Origin of the sequence: Haloglomus litoreum, from assembly GCF_029338515.1 — an archaeon.
In the GTDB taxonomy this organism is placed as follows: domain Archaea; phylum Halobacteriota; class Halobacteria; order Halobacteriales; family Haloarculaceae; genus Haloglomus; species Haloglomus litoreum.
Window position 1 is genome coordinate 2,058,458 of the sequence record NZ_CP119988.1, and the last position, 17,364, is coordinate 2,075,821.

19 protein-coding genes are annotated in these 17,364 nt (G+C 71.3%); 11 read left to right on the forward strand and 8 right to left on the reverse strand.

The genetic code is table 11. The annotated features are described in order from the left end of the window. Positions 1-88 precede the first annotated feature (88 nt). From P2T62_RS10160 to P2T62_RS10180, 5 genes are all read left to right on the forward strand, one after another. On the forward strand, positions 89-1,567 hold the full coding sequence (locus P2T62_RS10160) for an esterase/lipase family protein (protein WP_276261282.1): 1,479 nt from the start codon (positions 89-91) through the stop codon (positions 1,565-1,567). A 70-nt stretch (positions 1,568-1,637) separates the two neighbouring features. Next, on the forward strand, positions 1,638-2,612 hold the full coding sequence (locus tag P2T62_RS10165; RefSeq protein WP_276261283.1) for an ABC transporter ATP-binding protein: 975 nt from the start codon (positions 1,638-1,640) through the stop codon (positions 2,610-2,612). Then, positions 2,612-3,412, forward strand: a complete 801-nt coding sequence (locus tag P2T62_RS10170) for an ABC transporter permease (protein ID WP_276261284.1) — start codon at positions 2,612-2,614, stop codon at positions 3,410-3,412. The genes P2T62_RS10165 and P2T62_RS10170 overlap by 1 nt, the downstream gene beginning before the upstream one ends. Positions 3,413-3,485: 73 nt before the next feature. Next, the gene (locus P2T62_RS10175; RefSeq protein WP_276261285.1) at positions 3,486-4,274 is read left to right on the forward strand and encodes a 2-oxo acid dehydrogenase subunit E2; all 789 of its coding nucleotides are present in this window, start codon (positions 3,486-3,488) and stop codon (positions 4,272-4,274) included. 175 nt (positions 4,275-4,449) lie between these two features. Further along, positions 4,450-4,833 (forward strand): DUF7964 domain-containing protein, encoded by a 384-nt coding sequence (locus tag P2T62_RS10180; RefSeq protein WP_276261286.1) that lies wholly within the window; start codon positions 4,450-4,452, stop codon positions 4,831-4,833. Positions 4,834-4,855: 22 nt separating this feature from the next. Here the strand turns inward: P2T62_RS10180 and P2T62_RS10185 are convergent, their stop codons facing one another. After that, entirely contained in the window at positions 4,856-5,875 is a 1,020-nt protein-coding gene (locus tag P2T62_RS10185; protein ID WP_276261287.1) for a S1C family serine protease, read from the reverse strand. A 209-nt stretch (positions 5,876-6,084) separates the two neighbouring features. On the opposite strand from P2T62_RS10185, the gene P2T62_RS10190 reads away from it, so the two are divergent. Further along, positions 6,085-6,690 (forward strand): hypothetical protein, encoded by a 606-nt coding sequence (locus tag P2T62_RS10190; RefSeq protein WP_276261288.1) that lies wholly within the window; start codon positions 6,085-6,087, stop codon positions 6,688-6,690. Here the strand turns inward: P2T62_RS10190 and P2T62_RS10195 are convergent. Both P2T62_RS10195 and P2T62_RS10200 read right to left on the reverse strand, forming a co-directional pair. After that, positions 6,668-7,288, reverse strand: a complete 621-nt coding sequence (locus P2T62_RS10195; protein WP_276261289.1) for a DUF420 domain-containing protein — start codon at positions 7,286-7,288, stop codon at positions 6,668-6,670. The two genes, P2T62_RS10190 and P2T62_RS10195, sit on opposite strands and share 23 nt — an antisense overlap. 50 nt (positions 7,289-7,338) lie before the next feature. Beyond that, entirely contained in the window at positions 7,339-8,103 is a 765-nt protein-coding gene (locus P2T62_RS10200) for a hypothetical protein (protein WP_276261290.1), read from the reverse strand. Positions 8,104-8,201: 98 nt separating this feature from the next. Between P2T62_RS10200 and P2T62_RS10205 the strand changes: the two genes are divergently transcribed. Continuing rightward, positions 8,202-10,130, forward strand: coding sequence for a hypothetical protein (locus P2T62_RS10205; protein WP_276261291.1), 1,929 nt, complete (start codon positions 8,202-8,204; stop codon positions 10,128-10,130). Positions 10,131-10,152: 22 nt separating this feature from the next. Here P2T62_RS10205 and P2T62_RS10210 read toward each other — a convergent pair whose 3' ends face one another. Further along, positions 10,153-10,359: a hypothetical protein gene (locus tag P2T62_RS10210; RefSeq protein WP_276261292.1), complete on the reverse strand. Its 207-nt coding sequence runs from the start codon at positions 10,357-10,359 to the stop codon at positions 10,153-10,155. 422 nt (positions 10,360-10,781) lie between these two features. Here P2T62_RS10210 and P2T62_RS10215 point away from each other — a divergent pair, with 422 nt between their 5' ends. After that, positions 10,782-11,924 carry an acyl-CoA dehydrogenase family protein gene (locus tag P2T62_RS10215; protein ID WP_276261293.1) on the forward strand — a complete coding sequence of 381 codons (1,143 nt, stop codon included), beginning with the start codon at positions 10,782-10,784 and terminating at the stop codon, positions 11,922-11,924. Between the two features lie 177 nt (positions 11,925-12,101). On the opposite strand, the gene P2T62_RS10220 is transcribed toward P2T62_RS10215, so the two are convergent. Beyond that, positions 12,102-13,142: a hypothetical protein gene (locus P2T62_RS10220; RefSeq protein ID WP_276261294.1), complete on the reverse strand. Its 1,041-nt coding sequence runs from the start codon at positions 13,140-13,142 to the stop codon at positions 12,102-12,104. Between the two features lie 486 nt (positions 13,143-13,628). On the opposite strand from P2T62_RS10220, the gene P2T62_RS10225 reads away from it, so the two are divergent. Together P2T62_RS10225 and P2T62_RS10230 are read left to right on the forward strand one after the other, a co-directional pair. After that, positions 13,629-13,901: a DUF7111 family protein gene (locus tag P2T62_RS10225; RefSeq protein WP_276261295.1), complete on the forward strand. Its 273-nt coding sequence runs from the start codon at positions 13,629-13,631 to the stop codon at positions 13,899-13,901. Between the two features lie 42 nt (positions 13,902-13,943). Continuing rightward, positions 13,944-14,111 carry a hypothetical protein gene (locus P2T62_RS10230; RefSeq protein WP_276261296.1) on the forward strand — a complete coding sequence of 56 codons (168 nt, stop codon included), beginning with the start codon at positions 13,944-13,946 and terminating at the stop codon, positions 14,109-14,111. On the opposite strand, the gene P2T62_RS10235 is transcribed toward P2T62_RS10230, so the two are convergent. Further along, positions 14,112-14,489: a cupin domain-containing protein gene (locus tag P2T62_RS10235; RefSeq protein WP_276261297.1), complete on the reverse strand. Its 378-nt coding sequence runs from the start codon at positions 14,487-14,489 to the stop codon at positions 14,112-14,114. Between the two features lie 118 nt (positions 14,490-14,607). Between P2T62_RS10235 and P2T62_RS10240 the strand changes: the two genes are divergently transcribed. After that, positions 14,608-16,044, forward strand: coding sequence for an NAD(P)/FAD-dependent oxidoreductase (locus P2T62_RS10240; RefSeq protein WP_337250441.1), 1,437 nt, complete (start codon positions 14,608-14,610; stop codon positions 16,042-16,044). A 9-nt stretch (positions 16,045-16,053) separates the two neighbouring features. Here P2T62_RS10240 and P2T62_RS10245 read toward each other — a convergent pair whose 3' ends face one another. Together P2T62_RS10245 and P2T62_RS10250 are read right to left on the reverse strand one after the other, a co-directional pair. Continuing rightward, a complete protein-coding gene (locus P2T62_RS10245; protein WP_276261298.1) occupies positions 16,054-16,419 on the reverse strand; it encodes a hypothetical protein in 366 nt (121 codons plus the stop codon). A 98-nt stretch (positions 16,420-16,517) separates the two neighbouring features. After that, positions 16,518-17,321 carry a BtpA family protein gene (locus tag P2T62_RS10250; protein WP_276261299.1) on the reverse strand — a complete coding sequence of 268 codons (804 nt, stop codon included), beginning with the start codon at positions 17,319-17,321 and terminating at the stop codon, positions 16,518-16,520. Positions 17,322-17,364: the final 43 nt, after the last annotated feature.

Consider the following 17,364-nt stretch of genomic DNA (forward strand, 5'->3'; position numbering starts at 1 on the left):
CCACGTCACGGCGCGGAGAGCCTCCGAGGCCGGCTGTTTGGACGGATTCGCCACAACCCGTTTTTGAACCCCCCCGCGAGGACACGGTATGACCGAACGGACCGAACAGCGCGACCCTGGCTCCGTCCCGGACGGCGTGGACCGACGACGGTTCCTCCGCGCGGCCGCCGCGGCCGGAGGGCTGGCCACCGGCCTCGGGACCGCGAGTGCCGACCACGAGGAGGGCGGCCGCGGCAACCCGCTCGCCGGCTTCGGCGGGACGCCCTGTGACGTGCCCCGGACGAGCGACCGCTACCTGCCGTTCGAGACCGACGGCCGGTTCGGCGGCTGGGGCGGCCACGAGTACCACGTCACCGAGCCCGGCGTCCGGGACGGCCAGAACCCGGTCGTCTTCGTCCACGGCAACACACACGACGCCTGCGACTTCAGCGAGCACGCCGAGGCGTACCTCGACCGCGGGTATCGCGGCGACGAACTCTGGTCCATCACCTTCCGCGAGTCGACGAGTGTCCACGCCGAGATGGCCCGCCAGCTCGACGAGTTCGTGTTCCGCCTGCTGGAGCACGTCAACGGGACGGACGACGGGTACGACCGGTCCGGCACCCCCTGGCTGGACGCGGTCCCGGAGTGGGACGTGTCGACGGTGGATCTGGTGAGCCACTCGCTGGGCGTCACGGGTGTCCGCCTCTGGCTGGCCGACCGTCGGCGCTACGACTGGCCGAGCGTGTCACTGGACGCCGATCACCCCGCCGCCCGCCCACGGTTCGACCGCGTCGACACGTTCGTCGGCCTCGCCGGAGCCAACCACGGCACCCCCACCTGCGGCCCCTGCCGGACGGGCACCGGGAGCGGCGAGCCGTGCAACGTCATCTCGCCGCTGTGTGCCGACGAACCCGGGGAGCCCCTGTACGACCTGAACCACTACGGGGCCGACTGCACCGACCCCGACGCCCCCTGCGAGACCAACGAGACGCCCCGGGGCGACCGCATCGACTACTACACCATCCGCGGGACCGCCGACTACTTCTACGCCGACGACCCGGATAGCCCCGTGCTGGCGGGCGCGGAATCGAACGTCGTGGTCGACGGCGCGCACAACGCGACCCGCGCGAGCGATACCGCCATCGAACTCGTCTACCAGTGGGTGACCGACGACGGGGCCGAGGCGCGGAGCCGCCCCTCGCAGCCGGTGTCGGGGCTCTCGGGGACCCGGCAGGACGACGGGAGCGTCCTCCTCGCCGGCGGCGCGAACACCGTCGACCTGACCGCCGCGGCGGACCACCCGGTCCTGCTCCGGGACCGCGTCCCCTACTCCTGGACCGTCGCCCGCGAGTCGGGAGCGGTCGAGGCGGTCGCCCCACGCCCGCACGAGGGCGTCAAGGAGGTGTACTTCGGGACGGGCATCTCACGGGGGCACGACGTCCGGTACTTCGTCGAAGCGCCGGAGGGGGCCAGCAGCGGCGTGAGCTACTCGTTCGGGCCGGCACAGGTCCGGCGCTCCGGCAGCGCGACCTGGGTCGACGTGCCGGGCACGAGCGACCGCACCGTGGTCGTCGGGCCGCGGTAGACCGATGGGAGCCAGCGGACGCGACCGGACGGAAACCCATATCGGTGGACCGGACGAACCGCGGTCCAACATGGTCATCCTCGCGGAGGAGGTACGCCGACGGTACGGCGAGACGGTCGCGCTCGACGGCGTCTCGCTGTCCGTCGCCGAGGGCGAGGTGTTCGCGCTGGTCGGGCCGAACGGCGCCGGCAAGACGACGCTCGTGCGGGCGCTCACCGGCACCACCGTCGTCGACGGGCGAGTCGAGGTGCTCGGCAGAGCGCCCGACGAGGTCGACCCCGAACGGGTGGGGCTGCTCCCCCAGGAGTTCGACCCCGCCGAACGGCTCACCGCGCGCGAACTCGTCGCCTACTACGCCGGCCTCTACGACGACGCCCGCGACGCCGACGACGTACTGGCGGACGTGGGGCTCGAGGGCGCCGACGCCCGGAAGCCGTACGGGGACCTCTCGGGCGGGCAGAAGCGCCGGACCTGCGTCGCGACGGCGCTGGTCAACGCCCCCGACGTCCTGTTCCTCGACGAGCCGACGACCGGCATCGACCCGACCGGTCGCCGACAGCTCTGGCAGCTCCTCTCGGACCTCGCGGACGGCGGCACGACCATCCTCCTCACGACCCACTACATGGAGGAGGCCGAGACACTGGCCGACCGCGTCGGCCTGCTCGCCGACGGCCAACTCGTCGCGGTCGGGGCGCCGGCCGACCTCGTCGCGGCCCACGGCGGCGACAGCCGGCTCGAACTGGACGTGCCGGAGGACGCCGAGGGCCGTGCCGCGAGGGCGCTCGAGATGGCCGGCTACGGGCTCGTCCCGGACGAGGCCGCGCTCGCGGTCACGGGCATCGACCCCCGCGACATCGGCCAGGTGGTCGAGACCCTGGAGGCCGAGGACGTACCCTACGGCGCCATCACCTGGAAGCAGCCCGACCTGGAGGACGTCTACCTCTCGCTGACCGGAACCGAGGTCGCGGCCGGTGGCGACCCGGTGTCACGCCGTCGGGGGCGGGTCCCTGCCGGAGGACCGTCCCGGGACGGGGGTGAGCCCTGATGGGCGCCGTCGGGCGCATCACCAGCGAGGCCAGCGCCGCCACGAAGGCGTTCCTCCGGCGTCGGACGGCCGTCTTCTTCACGTTCTTCTTCCCCGCCATCATCATCCTCATCTTCGGCGCGCTGGTCCAGACCCAGCCCACGGGTGGCGGCCTGTTCACCGAGCCGGCGGGCTACTACGTCCCCGGTTACCTGGCGGTGGTCGTGCTGTTCACGCCCCTCTCGCGGGTCGGGAGCGAGGTCGCGCGCCACCGGGAGGGGAACCGCTTCGAGAAACTGGCGACGACACCGCTGTCGCGGGCCGAGTGGCTCCTCGCACAGACCATCGTCAACGTCGGCATCATCGGCGCCGCCGCCGTCCTCATCCTCGTGCTGGTGGTCGTCGTGACGGGCGCGGCGGCGTCGCTGCGGCCGTCCCTCCTGCTGCTGCCGTTCATCGCCCTGGCCGTGGCGCTGTTCTGCGGGCTCGGGGCCGTCCTCGGCCGGGTCGCCGACTCGCAGGACGGCGTCGTCGCGGCCTCGAACGGTATCGCGCTGCCGCTGCTGTTCCTCTCCGAGACGTTCGTCCCGCCGGACCTGCTGCCGGCGTGGTTCGCTCCGCTGCGCTACCTCTCGCCACTCACCTACTTCGCCCGCGGCGTGCGGGAGGCCACGTACCGCCCGGCCGGACAGCTCGGCTCGTTCACGCCCAACCCGAACGTCTTCGAGGCGTCCGGGCCGCTCCTGGAGCTGGGTGTCCTGACCGCGCTGGCGGTCCTGTTCTTCGTCGCCGGCGCGTACGCCATCCCGAACACGGACTGAGCCGGTCGCCCCCGGTTCTCTCCGGTCCGGAATCGGCCCCGCGGTATATCGCGGCCAGAGCCCTACGGATGGTATGAGCGCCCGCTCCACGCCCGAACGGATCTCGCCCCAGCGACAGCTGACGGTGGACTACATGCGGATGGCGGGTCGGCGGAGCAACGTCCACGGACTCGTCGAGGTGGACGTGACCGAGGCCCGCGAGCGCATCCGGCGCATCGAGGCCGAGACCGGCGAGGCACCGTCGTTCACCGCGTTCCTCGTGGCCTGTCTGGCGGCGACCGTCGCGGAACAGCCAGCGGTCCAGGCGTACCGCGACTGGCGGGGCCGCGTCCACCACTTCGACGACGTCGACGTGAACGTCCTGGTCGAGACGACCGTCGACGGGGAGCGGATCGCCGTCCCCCACGTCGTCCGGGCGGCGAACCGGCGGTCCATCCGCTCCATCCAGGAGGACTTCCGGAGGGTCAGGGAGTCCCCCCGCAGCGAGGAGCAATCGCGGGTCACGGCCCTCGCTCGGTACCTCCCCGACGTCCTTCGCCGGCAGCTGTGGCGGCTCCCGCAACTGTTCCCCCGTCGGTGGAAGGCCCTCGCCGGGACGGTCTCGGTCACCTCGGTCGGGATGTTCGGGTCGGGGAGCGGCTGGGCGATCACACCGACGAACTACAGTCTGCAGTTGACCGTCGGGGGCATCGGGACGAGGCCGATGCTCGTCGACGGCGAGGTAGAGGGCCGGGAGCTCCTCAGCCTCACCGTCACCTTCGACCACGACGTCGTCGACGGTGCCCCTGCGGCCAGGTTCGTCCAGCGGCTCTCCGAGCACGTGGAGGCGGCGCGCGGACTGGAGGCGGGGGCCGACGACTGAACCCATCCCCCGCTGGTCGAACAGCGGGCGGATGCGTCTCGAACCTCTGCGTTACTCATTTCAACGAAAGTTCCGAACTGTAATATTTCGATAATACGTCAAGGTTCGATTCTACACAGATATCCTCGCATCCCTCGTTCAGAACGCCTTTGCGGCCGCACGTGGACGGTCGGATATGGACCTCGCTTCGCTCCCGTCGCGCCCGCTGAGTCTGGAGGAGTGTCGCGACCTGGAGGACAGCGGCCGCTTCCGGACGCTCGTCCCGGCGGGCGTCTTCGACCTCGCCGAGAGCGACCGCCGACTCGTCCCCGCCGTCGTGTTCGTCACGGAGGCGACGGTGGTCGCGGCAGGGTACGTACTGGCGGCCGACGCGGACCCGGACGCCGCGGATACCGACGCCGGCGGTTCGGGTGGCTGGACCGTGGTCACGGAACGCGAGGCACCGGCGGAGAAGGCGGCACTGGAGGAGCTGGTCCGGGAGGTGGGTGCGGAACTCCGCGACTGGGCCGAGGGACAGTCGTGGGCCGACGACCCGAGTGCCCTGCTCGACGCGCTGTAGTGGCGCCGCTCAAGCGGCCGTCTCAGCGCACGGGGATGGACCGCTGTGAGGGGTCGCCACCCCGCGCCGGCCGCGGGCGCTCGGCCAGCGTGACCTGCTCGGCCACCCGCTCACCGTTCCGGTACAGGTCGAGTGCGACCGCCTCGCCGGGTGCGGTCTCAAGCAGGAGGTGACGCATCAACTCCTCGTGGGAGTCGACCGACTCCCCGTCCACGGCGACGATGACGTCCCCACCGACGGGCACCTGCCGGCCATCGATACCGACGACGCCGTGACAGCCGACGAGCGCGCCGCTGGCCGGCCCCAGCGAGACGTCCGCGACGAGCACGCCCCGGGGCTCGTCGAGGTCGTTCGCCTCGGCGACGGCGGGTGAGACGTCGACCGTCCGGATACGGAGGTACGGGTGCCGGTAGGCGCCGTCGGCCACGAGCGCGGGCGCGACGCGCCGGACCACGCCCGCGGAGACGGCGAACCCGATGTTGTCGCCGGCCCTCGCGCGGTTCACCCCGACGACGGTGCCGTCGGCCGTGACGAGCGGCCCACCGCTGTTCCCGGGGTTGATGGGCGCGTCCGTCTGCACCGTGTCCGGGATGGCGTAGCCGCCGCCGGTCGCCATCGAGCGACCCGCACCGCTGACGATGCCGGCCGTGATGGAGCCGTCCAGTCCCATCGGGTTCCCCAGTGCCGCGACCGGGGTTCCGGGTGCGGGTGCGGCCTCGGCGAGCGCGAGGGGTGCTGAATCGGTCGGGAGGTCCGGGACGGCCACGACGGCGAGGTCCGTGTACGGGTCGGTGCCCACGACCTCGCCGGTGCGCCAGGTGCCGTCGTGGAACCGGAGGTCGAGCGCGGTGCCGACGCCGTCGCCGGTGCCGTCCCCGACGACGTGCTCGTTCGTGACGACGTGGCCGTCGCCGTCGGCGCCGCGGTCGTAGACGAACCCGGAGCCGGCGCCGCCGCGCTCGGCCACCGGGAGGTAGATCGACACGACCGACGGGATGGTGTCGCGGTACAGCCGTTCGTAGTCAGGTGGTCCTGCTCTCATGGGTGCCTTCGGGCGGTGTGGTGCAGTGCCCGATAGGTTACCTTAAGTTAGTTGGTGAGGAGTATATACGTATGGGGGTCGATGCCATACCGAATCGTCCATCGTCGGCCGCTCGCACGGCGCGCATCGACCTGCGCGTTCCGGGACGTGGTCCTCATCCGGGGTCGGTGACGCGGACAGCTATATACAGGGGGTCCGTAGCTGATGCAATGACCCCAGACGCGGCCACGTCGGTGCCGAACGGGACGCTCTCGGAGTCCGATGCCGACTCCTCGGACGTCCCCGCCCCGACGCTGCTGATGGGGATGCTGACGGCGGTTGCGGCGGGTGGGTTCGTCGGGTGGGCGCTGTTGCCGGTCCCGATGACCGTCGCGGGGCTGCCGCTGTACGCCGTGGCCGCGGTGGCGACGACCCTGTGGTCGGGCGTCTCGTTCCTCCGCCGGACCCTCCCCACGGGTGTTCTCGCCGAGGGGTTCTACCTGATGGGGGTGGCGGTGCTGGTCCGTCCCGTGGCGCTCGTGCTGGCCATCGACGGGCTCCCGGCGTTCCTGAAACAGCCCGGCGCCGTGCTGGTCTCGTTCCTCGTCGGCCTCGTCGTCGCCACGGTGCTGTTCGGCTTCGGCTGGCGACTGGACACACACGCCCGACGGACCCGCGTCAGGCGGATGCGACGGCGGGTCGGACGGCGGATGTCGCGCCGACGCGCCGAACGGGGCCCGATGGCCTCGGGGGATGCGGACGGCGAGCCGTCGACGCCCCCGAAGCCGCGCCCGGGCGCTCCCGACCCGTCGGTCAGAACGGAGCGGGAACCCTGACGAGCAGGCGGACGAACTCGAACGTGTAGACGTGGTTGAGCAGGACGTACGCCGCGACCCCCAGGGTGAGCGAGATCGACCAGACGGCGACCGCCCAGCGGCCGACGCGGGCGTGTGCCGTCTCGCGCATCTCCCGGGTCGTGTGGGTCAGCCCCACGACGATGTTGTAGAGGACCAGCGGGACCGCCAGCACCGAGAGCAGGATGTGGATGGCCAGCATCGCGAGGTAGGCGATGGTGGGGCCGTCGGGGGCCACGATCTCCTTCTGCCCGCCGCCGCCCGTCTTCAGGAGGTAGAGGACGAGGAAGACGAGGATGAGCGTGAACGCGCCCACCATCGCCGTGCGGTGCTTGCGCACGTCGCCGTCGCGGATGAACTTCCAGCCCGACAGCAGCAGGACGACCGTGGTGGTGTTGATGACGGCGATGGCGTGCGAGAGGAGGTTGACCGTCTCCAGGCTGATGGTCGGGTAGATGGGGAGCCCGACGTACAGCGTCCCGATGACCAGCGCGTACCCGACGACGGTGAGGACCGCGGTGAGTGCTCGGGGGTACTCCTTCGCTGTCCGTGAGAGGGGCCCGGCGTCGGCTGTCGCCATACGCGTCGGGTCGGGCGCCTCCGGCATGTCGGTGTCGTTTCGCGCGGGCCTCAGGACGGGGTGCGGGCGGTCACCGTCACGTCCACTGCGACGGGCCGATCGAACGGTTCCGCAGTCCGGAGCGGCGAGAGCCGGAACAGGTGGGACCGACTGGTCCCACCGCCGGTCCCGGTCGCGAGATCGAACGTGCGGGTCGCGTCCTCGTAGAACTGGATCCGGCCGTCGTCCCGTGACCGGCGGCGCCCGCCGGGGTAGCCGACGACCAACTTCTCGCCGTCGTCGAGTCCGGTGACCGACACCTCGACTGCCGAGATGCCCGGGCCGGCAGCGACCGACCGCGTCCGTTCGATCTCTCGGTCGAACACGACTCCCGTCCGCTCGGGGCGCACCTGCTCGTCGCCCGCCCGGACCGCGAGTTCGGCCGGCCCACCGTCGGCCCGGAGCGCGAGATACGCTGCGCCGCGTTCGCGGGCGACCAGTCTGGCCGTCCGCGGCTGGTAGACGTGTCTGCGGGCAACCGGTGCCTTCGCGACGAGTTCCGCGACCAGCGACCCCGGAACCGACTGCGTCTCGACCGTCACCGGCTGCCCGGGGAAGAACGGGCCCCGGACGTACTCCTGGCCGTCGACGGTGCCCTCGTACAGCGTCCCCGTCGGCGGCTCGTCGGGCCGGTAGTCGAAGGTCGTCGCCGGAGGTGATTCGGTCTCGATATCGGGTCGACGACCGTCGATGACCGTCGGTTCCGATGCATCGCTCCCACACCCTGCTAGCCCGACCAGTGTCCCCACCCCGAGGAGGAACCGCCGTCGTCGCACGACCGTCACCTTGCCCGCCGGGGTCATCAACGTTACCACGGCCTCGCAACGCGAGCGCCTCCCGAGCGCTTATGCCTCCCGCGCCGGTCCATCCGGCCGTGACAGAGGGGGGTGCGAGGACTGATCAGGGTGTCCGTGTCGAGACGGCCTTCGACGCCGACCGGTTCGGGATGCCGGCGATAGCGGTCCAGCTCGCGTCCGAGCGGGACGACCCGGTCGCGGTCGCGCTGGTGCAGCCACTGCCAGACGGCGTATCGGCCGCGGATGTCTCGGTTCCGGACGCGTACGTGGACGACTGGACGCTGTCCGGGGACCGGCTGGTCCTCCGGACGCGAGTCGAACCCGGTGAGACGGTGACCTCCGCGTTCGGGCTGGATGTCCCGGCAGCCATGGCCAGGGGGGCGCTGTCGCCGGGGACCCTGGATATCGAACCGGTAGCGGGGACTCCGAACAGTGTCGCGACGAGTGGGTCCAAGGCGGCCGGAGCGACCAGTTCGAGGCCGCCGTCTTCGAGCGGCGACAACGACGGTGGTGGCTCACGCTTTATCGGGCGCCGTGGCGTGGCCATCCTGCTTCTCCTGCTGCTGGTCGCGGCGGCGACACCGGCGCTGGTCTCTGCTGACGGCGACGACCTGACCGTGCTGACCGAGCTCACGGGCCCGACCGACCCCTTCGACGCGGACACGGACGACGACGGGCTGCCCGACGGAACCGAGCGGCCGCTGGGTGGCGACCCGACCGACCCGGACACGGACGGCGACGGGGTGCCCGACGGACGGGAACGTGCGCTCCGGAGCGACATCGCCGACCCGGATTCGGACGACGATGGGCTCTCCGACGCCCGCGAGGACGAACTCGGCTTCCCCATCAACCGCGCCGACGAGGACAACGACGGACTCGCGGACCCCCGCGAACTGGCCCTGGGGAGCAGCCCGTACCGGGCCGACACGGACGGCGACGGGCTGGAAGACCCGGAGGAAGCCCGCCTCGGGACCGACCCCACGGACCCTGACACGGACGAGGACGGACTCAGTGACCTGAACGAGGTCGACTTCGTGAAGTCCGACCCCACTGTCGCCGACACGGACGGCGACGGCGCGGACGACCTGCAGGAGGCACGACTGGACCTCCCCGCCAGGGTCCCCGACGCGGACGAGGACGGGGTCCCCGACGGCCGCGAACTGGCCACCGGGGGGAACCCGTTCCTGCTCGACACGGACGGCGACGGCGCGCTCGACGTGCTGGAGGCCGAGCAGGGGACGGACCCGGCGACGGTCGACACGGACGGCGACGGACTCCCGCGTGACCGCGAACTCGCCATCGGCGCGGACCCGACCAACCCCGACACGGACGGTGACAACCTCCCGGACGGGATGGAGGCGAACGACGGGTTCGCCGGCGACCCCCTCCGCTCGGACGTCTTCGTCGAGATCGACTACATGCGCGACCTCCGCCTCTCGGCGTCGGCCCGGGCCGACCTCCGCGAGTCGTTCGCGAGCGCGCCCGTCGAGAACCCGGACGGTTCGACCGGCGTGACGCTCCACCTCGTGCGGAGCGAGCAGGTTCCGACCGACGACGAGTTCACGCCGGAGGACCTCGGCGGGTACAGTCGGAACTACGGTGACAACGAGTGCCGTGGCTACCACTATGCGGTCCTCTCCGCGACGGGTGTAGCGAAGGAGTCGGGCGGACTCCGTGGCGTCGCCACGGGCGGCGCACTCGCCAGCAACGAGGACCCGTTCGTCTTCATGCACGAACTCGGTCACAACTTCGGCCTCACGCCGAAGATCCCCGGTGTCGACTCCCGGAGCATCCCGTTCAGCACCTACGAGAGCGTGATGAACTACAACTCGCCGGAGCGCTACCTCGACTACTCCGACGGCGACAACGGTGAGCGGGATCACGACGACTGGCAGTACATCGCCACCGACCCGTGGACCCCCGCGGTGGAGCGGCCTGGCGGGCCGGTGGACGGCGACGACTGCGAGCGGTGGCTCGAGGGGCGCGCCGTGGTCGGCACGCCGTGACCGTCCAGCGAGCGACGGCGACTCAGAGCCCCAGCGACCGGGTCGCCAGCAGGTAGAACAGCAGCAGACCGACACCGGTGCTGACGAGCCCGAACAGCGACAGGATCAGCCCGAAGGCGGCGTTCTTCAGGGGTGTCCCCCCGCTGTCGTCCGACACCGCGAAGCTGCCCGGACTCGTCGGGCCGTCGAGGACTGGCTCGATCGGCGGCTGTGACCACGCCAGCGCCACACCTGCGCTCCACCGTCAGTCGCACCGGCGCGCGAGGGATGAGACGCGCAACGCAGTGAGCATCGCAGTCGGCTGGGGCGGTTCGAGGCCCATCGCACCGACTGACCCACGCGAGCATGTCCGTCGACGCGCGTAGCGCGTCGGCGGTGGTCACAACAGGTCGGCGGTCACGGCGGTACTGCTCGCAGCTGGGGCGTCACGACTGGCGACATAATACGATAAGTAGAGAATTAATTCCATTACACCGATTATTATAGATATATTACGCTCGAATCCACCGAGTCCATTCTCTCCGGATGTTCTCGCGGGCGGGGCGAACACACCCACCGACGGCACAACGAACGGCACCAACCTGCACCCCGAACGCCACTGCCCCCGTCACGCTCGCAACCCTCAAGTGAGGGCCAACCTACTCCCCGGGCATGGACCTCAGCCTCACGCCCGAGCAGAAACAGATCAAGGAGATGGTCGCCGACTTCGTGGACGAAGAGGTCGTCCCGCGCGCGGCCGATATCGACCACGAGGACGAGTTCCCGTGGGACCTCGTCGAGGAGATGGGCGAGCTGGGCCTGATGGGCGCGCCGTTCCCCGAGGAGTACGGCGGCGCCGGCCTCGACTACCACGCCTACCCCATCGCGCTGGAGGAGATCGCGCGCGGCTCCGGTGGCCTCGGCACCATCATGGCCGCGCACGTCTCGCTCGCCGGCAACATGGTCTACGAGTTCGGCGACGACGAGCAGAAGGAGCGCTTCCTCACGCCGCTGGCCGAAGGGAGCGACATCGGCGCGTTCGCGCTCTCCGAGGCCGGCGCCGGCAGCGACGTCCCCGCCATGGAGACCACCGCCGAGCGCAACGGCGACGGCTACTACATCAACGGCGGCAAGCTCTGGATCTCGAACGGCTCCGTCGCGGACACCGTCACCGTCTTCGCGAAGACCGACCCCGAGGCCGGCCGGAAGGGCATCTCCGCGTTCATCGTCCGGCCCGACGAGGACGACGGCTTCATCGTCGAGGGCACGGAGGACAAGCTCGGCGACAAGGGCTGTCCGACCGCCGAACTCCGCTTCGACGACTGCTACGTCCCCGAGGAGCGCAGGCTCGGCGAGGAGGGCGAGGGGTTCGTCCAGGCGCTCAAGACGCTCAACGGCGGCCGCATCACCATCGCCGCGCGCTCGGTGGGCATCGCGCAGGCCGCGCTCGACGCTGCGGTCGACTACGCCGGCGAGCGCGAGCAGTTCGACCAGCCCATCGGCGACTTCCAGGCCATCCAGCACAAGCTCGCCGACATGGACACCAAGACGCGCGCCGCGCGCCTGCTGATGCACGACGCCGCCGACAAGAAGATGCGCGGCGAACGGTTCCGCAAGGAGGCCGCCCAGGCCAAACTGTACGCCTCCGAGGTCAGCCGTGAGGTCGCCAACGAGGGCATCCAGATCCACGGCGGCTACGGCTACACGAAGGACTTCCCCGCCGAGCGGTTCTACCGCGACGCCAAGCTCAACGAGATCTACGAGGGGACCAGCGAGGTCCTGCGCAACACCATCGGCCAGGACCTGCTCGGCTGAGCGCTCGGACCGTCTCGTCCTCGCGCCGGAAGCCGAGTCGCATCGACGAGCGTGCCAGCGTTCCGGACCCTCGGAGCGCCCGAACGTGGGGGCCGCCCCACCGTCAGTCGTCGTCCACGTGGACGACGAGGTCGAACCCACTGTCCGCGCCGACGTAGTCTATCTACCCGTGCCCTGCTACCGGCTCCCCCCTGGTGGGCCGTTCCCGTTCGGTCCAGGTGGGCCGTTTCCATTCAGTCCTGGCGGGCCGTTCCCGTCGGGGCCCGGTGGGCCGTTCCCATCAGGGCCCGGTGGGCCGTTTCCATCGGGTCCCGGTGGGCCGTCCCCGTCCGGTCCCCGTCGTTGGGCCCGTCCGTCATCATCGTCGTCGTCGTCCTCGCGGTCGTCATCATCGATGTCCCGCTCCGCGTCGTCGTCATCATCACCGTCCCGCTCCGCGTCATCGGAATCGTCCGAGCCGTCGTCATCCCCGACCAGGGAGTCGCAGGTCCCGGCCAGGAGGAGTATCGGCCTGTCGAGACGCAGGCTGTACCGCCTTACGCCCCCGTCCCGGGCGGAGAGTGCCTGCCAGTCCGTGACCGTCCCGGTGTAGTTGGTCGACAACCGCTCCGCGTCGTCGTTGAACGCGGGGTCGATGGTGAGTGCCGTCTCCTCGTCCAGGCCCCTGAACGCGCCACCGTCCGTCCCGGTGGCGGCCCAGGTCCAGGAGACCTGCGCGGTCGTCTCCCCCAGTCGCCACCGGTCGTAGTTCGACGACGCCCGCTCGCCCGTCTCCTGGTCGAAGTAGAGGTCGTCCCTGACGACCCACTCGCCGTCCGCCGGCAGCCCCTCGAACGTGAACGTCGCCGAGCCGCCGCCCCGATCCGACTCGTCGGCCTTGCCGTGGACGAGTACCAGGCTGAGCCCGTCCGGGCCCTCGTAGAGGAACAGCAGGCTCGTGTCGACCCGCTGGAGGGCGGTGGTCCCTCGGGAGGAGAAGTACGGCCCGCCGTCGTCGGAGGCACCGAACCCCTCGTACCTGTCCGAGGGCAGCTGGTAGTCGTAGAACGCCTCCACCGGCCGGTCCCCCCGCAACGGCCGGAGCGTTACACACCGGTCCCCCTGTGCGAGGACGAACGTCGGTCCCGCGGCCCCGGCGCCGACGATGCCGGTGCCGAGCGCGGCCCCGCCGACCATCCCGGGTATCGCGGTCAGGTAAGCGCGACGCGACAGCGCCATACGGTCTCGCTGGGATGTCATGGACCGGCGTACCATTCACTGCGGTTTGGTTATGTGCAGGGTATCGGATTCCCAACGTGACCCGGTGTCCCACCCCCCGGCGCTCCGGGCTGGTGGGGAGGTGCTAGGGCGGGCTTTCCGAGGTCGCCCGATGGGGCAGCCGCGCCGGATCCGCGTTGCAGTATGGAGACCCATGTTCGATGCACAGGTACCATCCGTCCGATCCGGCCCGCGGACGCCCGGTAACGGCACGGTTCGTGGTGGTGTCGGCCGCGACGGCGCTCGTGGTGAGGCTGTCCAGGCCGGCAGTCCGCGGGTAACCGCCCCGTATCGACGGCCACGGCGCGTGAGGGGACCGAGGAATCCCCAAGGACCGACGGGATGCCCGAGAATCCCCCTGGGACCGTCCGGATACCGGGTGGATGCGGTCGTCGGACGGGTTCTGGGACCGATGAATTCCTACCCCCGTCGGCCCAACACCTGTCCATGAGCGAGACTCTCACCGAGGGGGGCGTGACCGGCCGCTACGAGGAGACCGACGGCGAGCGCCGGCTGACGTTCGAACGCGACGGCCGGGTCGCCACCGTCGCACAGAACACGGAGGGGTACGCGATGCTGAAGGTGCGTGATGGGCCCGACGGGGACGAACTGGAGCGGTACTACGGCTTCGACATGGCGCTGGACCACGCGGCCGAGGTGCTCGGCGTCTCGCCGCACGACCTCCCGGTGCCGGAGCCGGCCACGGACATGGGGATGTGAGGACGGCCGGGTTTCATCTGGCGTCCGCCCGAAGTCCAACGTATGTCAGACGATGAGCTCAGAGATGCAGTCGAATCGTTCGTCGACGACGTGGACCTCGCGCTCCACGAGTACGAGGAGGGGTACGCCGACGCCGACGCCACCCTCACGGTGGTCCAGTCGCATCTCGCGGCCCTCCGCGAGGTGGTCGAGGCCGACGGCTCCGAGTAGCTAGCCCCCGTCGGGCTCGTACGGGTGGGCCATGTCGAACTTCGGGGCGCCCATCCCGACCACTTGCACCTCTCCCTCCGCGTCGTCCGGATTGTACGCGCGGTGGGGGCTCTCAGGCTCGGCCACGAACAGCTCTCCCTCCTCGACGGTGTGCTCGCCCTGGGGCGTCTCGACGGCTAGGCGCCCCGAGACGACGTAGAACGCCTCCTCTCGCTGCTCGTGGTAGTGGTAGGTCGTGGGGAGCTGCTCGCCCGGCTGCATGGTGTAGACGGCCAGCGCGAGCTGAGCCAGTTCGGCTGCCTCCGAGACGGAACGGCGGTCGCAGGGGTGGTCCGGCGACCGGGGGAGGTCGTCGGGGTCGAGGACGTGGTAGCCCATGCGCTCCGCTGGTGCGCGAGCGGCGAAAGCGTGGCGACCCGTCGGGGACCGGGAGAACCGTGGGCTCGCGGCCTGCCGACGACGGAGGGGCTTTCAGGCTCCCATCCGTATCGCTGGTATGCACGTTGCCGTACTCGGTGCGGGGTACGCCGGGCTGACCGTCGCGCGCCGGCTGGAGCGCCGACTCCCCGACGACGTCGACATCACCGTGGTCGACGAGTCGGACACCCATCTCGTCCAGCACGAGCTCCACCGGCTCATCCGCCGGCCGGATCTCGAGGAGGTCATCACGCTCCCGTTGACGGAGGTGCTCGCCCGTGCCGAGGTCCGGCAGGCCCGTGTCACCGATGTCGACACGGACGCGAACGCCGCGACCATCGAGACCGAGGAGGGCGAGGAGGTCCTCGAGTACGACTACGCGGCGGTCTGTCTCGGCGCCGAGACGGCGTTCTACGACCTCCCGGGCGTCGAGGAGCACGCGACGCCGCTCAAGCGAGTCGACCACGCCGCGACCATCCGCGAGGACGCCCTCGACGCGGCCGGCGGCGAGGCCATCGTGGGTGGCGGCGGGCTGTCCGGCATCCAGATCGCCGGCGAGCTGGCCGCGCTCTCCGACGCCGAGGACCTCGACCTGGGCGTGACGGTCGTCGAGATGGCCGACCGGGTCGCGCCGGGGTTCGACGCGGGGTTCGCCGACGCCGTCCGGAGGGAGCTGGAGGCCCGGGATGTCCGCGTCGAGACCGGGGCGACCGTCGAGTCCGCTGATGCCGACGCCATCCACCTCGCGGACGGGCGCGACCTGAGCCACGACGTCTTCGTCTGGGCGGGCGGCATCCAGGGCCCGGCGGCGACCGACGGCGAGCGGGCCGAGGTCCGCGCGAACCTCCGCGTCGGCGATGGGACGTTCGTCGTCGGCGACGCCGGCCGCGTCGTGGACGAGACGGGCGCAGCTGTCCCCGCCGCGGCGCAGACGGCGCTGCGCGAGGCGAAGGTCGCGGCGGCCAACATCCGGCGGCTCGTCCGCGACGGCAAGGACGGCTTCGAGCCGCGCCTGGAGACCTACCGGTACGAGTCCCCGGGCTGGGTCGTCAGCGTCGGCGACGGCGCCGTCGCGCAGGTCGGGCCCGTCGTGATGAGCGGCGAACCCGCGAAGGCGGCGAAGGCGGTCATCGGTGCCGGCCACCTCGGTTCCGTCGGGGCCATCGGTCGCGCCTCGGACCTCGTCCGTCACGAGCTCGGGTGGCCGTCCGCCGACGACGTGGACCTCCCCGCGCAGTTGCTGCTGGCGAGCCACGCCGGCCAGCTCGCAGCGCTCTCGGACCCGGCCTCGCCCGGCGAGGTCCAGTACCCGCTGGCCCGGACGGCGCTGGCGTTCACCGACGCCTTCGCGCCGGAGACGGTCGACGTGACCCCGTTCACCCGGCTCGCGGACAGGTCGTACCCGGACAGCCCGGCGAGCCACGTCGACGACGCCGTCTCGACGGGTCTGGGGCTGCTGGGGGCGATGGCCGGCGCTGCGAGCGGCGAGGAAAGTGCCGAGGACGACGAGGAGTAGCCGCGCCCGTCAGACGCCCGGGACGCCGGGGATGTCGGTGACGAGGCCGGCGCCGAAGTCGGACAGGATCGCCAGGACGACCAGGACGGTCACGTAGGCGACGAGCGTGATGCCGGCCGCGGTGATCCAGCCGGTCCCGTAGCGCCACTTGATGACCGCGAGGTAGGCGAGGAACACGATGACCGGCCCCAGCACCGGGACGCCCCCGATGAGGTAGCTCGTGACGGCCCACACCAGCGACCCCAGCGCCGCCGTCACGACGGCGTGGCCGTAGTCACGACTTCCTGCCAGCAGGCTCGCACCGACGTAGACCCCGAGCCCCCCGATGAGGAGGCTCACGACGAAGACGATCAGCGAGTTCTCGAGTGGTGGCATCACGAGGCATCTCAGCCGCCCGCGGTGTGAACGTTGTGGCCCGTGAGGAGCCCGCCACGTCCGCCGCCGTGCCGGGCTCGGCCGTCCGGGGGGCGGTGTCAGCCCTCACGGGCGGCCGCGACCAGCCGCTCGACCCGCGCCCGGTCCACGGGCGCGGTCACTTTGCCGGCCTGCTTCAGCGCGGTCCCGACGATAGCGGCGTCGGCCACACCGAGCAGGTCAGCGACCGTCGCCGGCGTCGTCCCGCTCCCGACGACCAGCGGGACCCCGGTCTCGTCCGCGACGGCCGCGACCCGCTCCAGGCGTTCGGTGTCGACCGGTTCGCCCGTCGCCGGCCCGGAGACGACGAGTCCGCCGGCCCCGCCGCGCTCGACGGTCTCGCGGGCGACCTCGTCGAGCGGCCGGTCGCCCAGCGCCGCCGAGTGCTTCACGTCCACGTCCGCGAGGACCCGCACGTCGTCGGCGTCGAGCCGGTCACGCAGCCGCAGGGTCTCGTGGGCAGACCCCTCCACGACGCCCTGGTCGGTCACCCGGGCGCCCGTGTGGACGTTCACCCGCACGAACGACGCGCCTGTCGCGGCCGCGACGGCCACCGCTCCGGAGCCGTCCGAACGGAGCACGTTCACACCCACCGGTACGTCGACGGCCCGGCGGACGGCACCGACGAGCGCCGTCAGTTCCGTGAGCGTGTGCCGTGGCACCTCGCCCGGGTGGAACGGTGCGTCGCCGAAGTTCTCCACGAGGACGGCGTCCATCCCGCCCGCGACCAGGGCCTCGGCGTCCTCCACGGCCCGCTCGCGGAGTGTCGCCCGGTCACCGTCGAACCCCGGCGCGCCCGGGAGCGCCGGGAGGTGGACCATCCCCACGAGTTCGGGGAACCCGTCGGGGCTGCCTTGACTCATGGGTGCCCGGTCGAACGCCGCCCGAATCAAGGTTCGCTCCCGG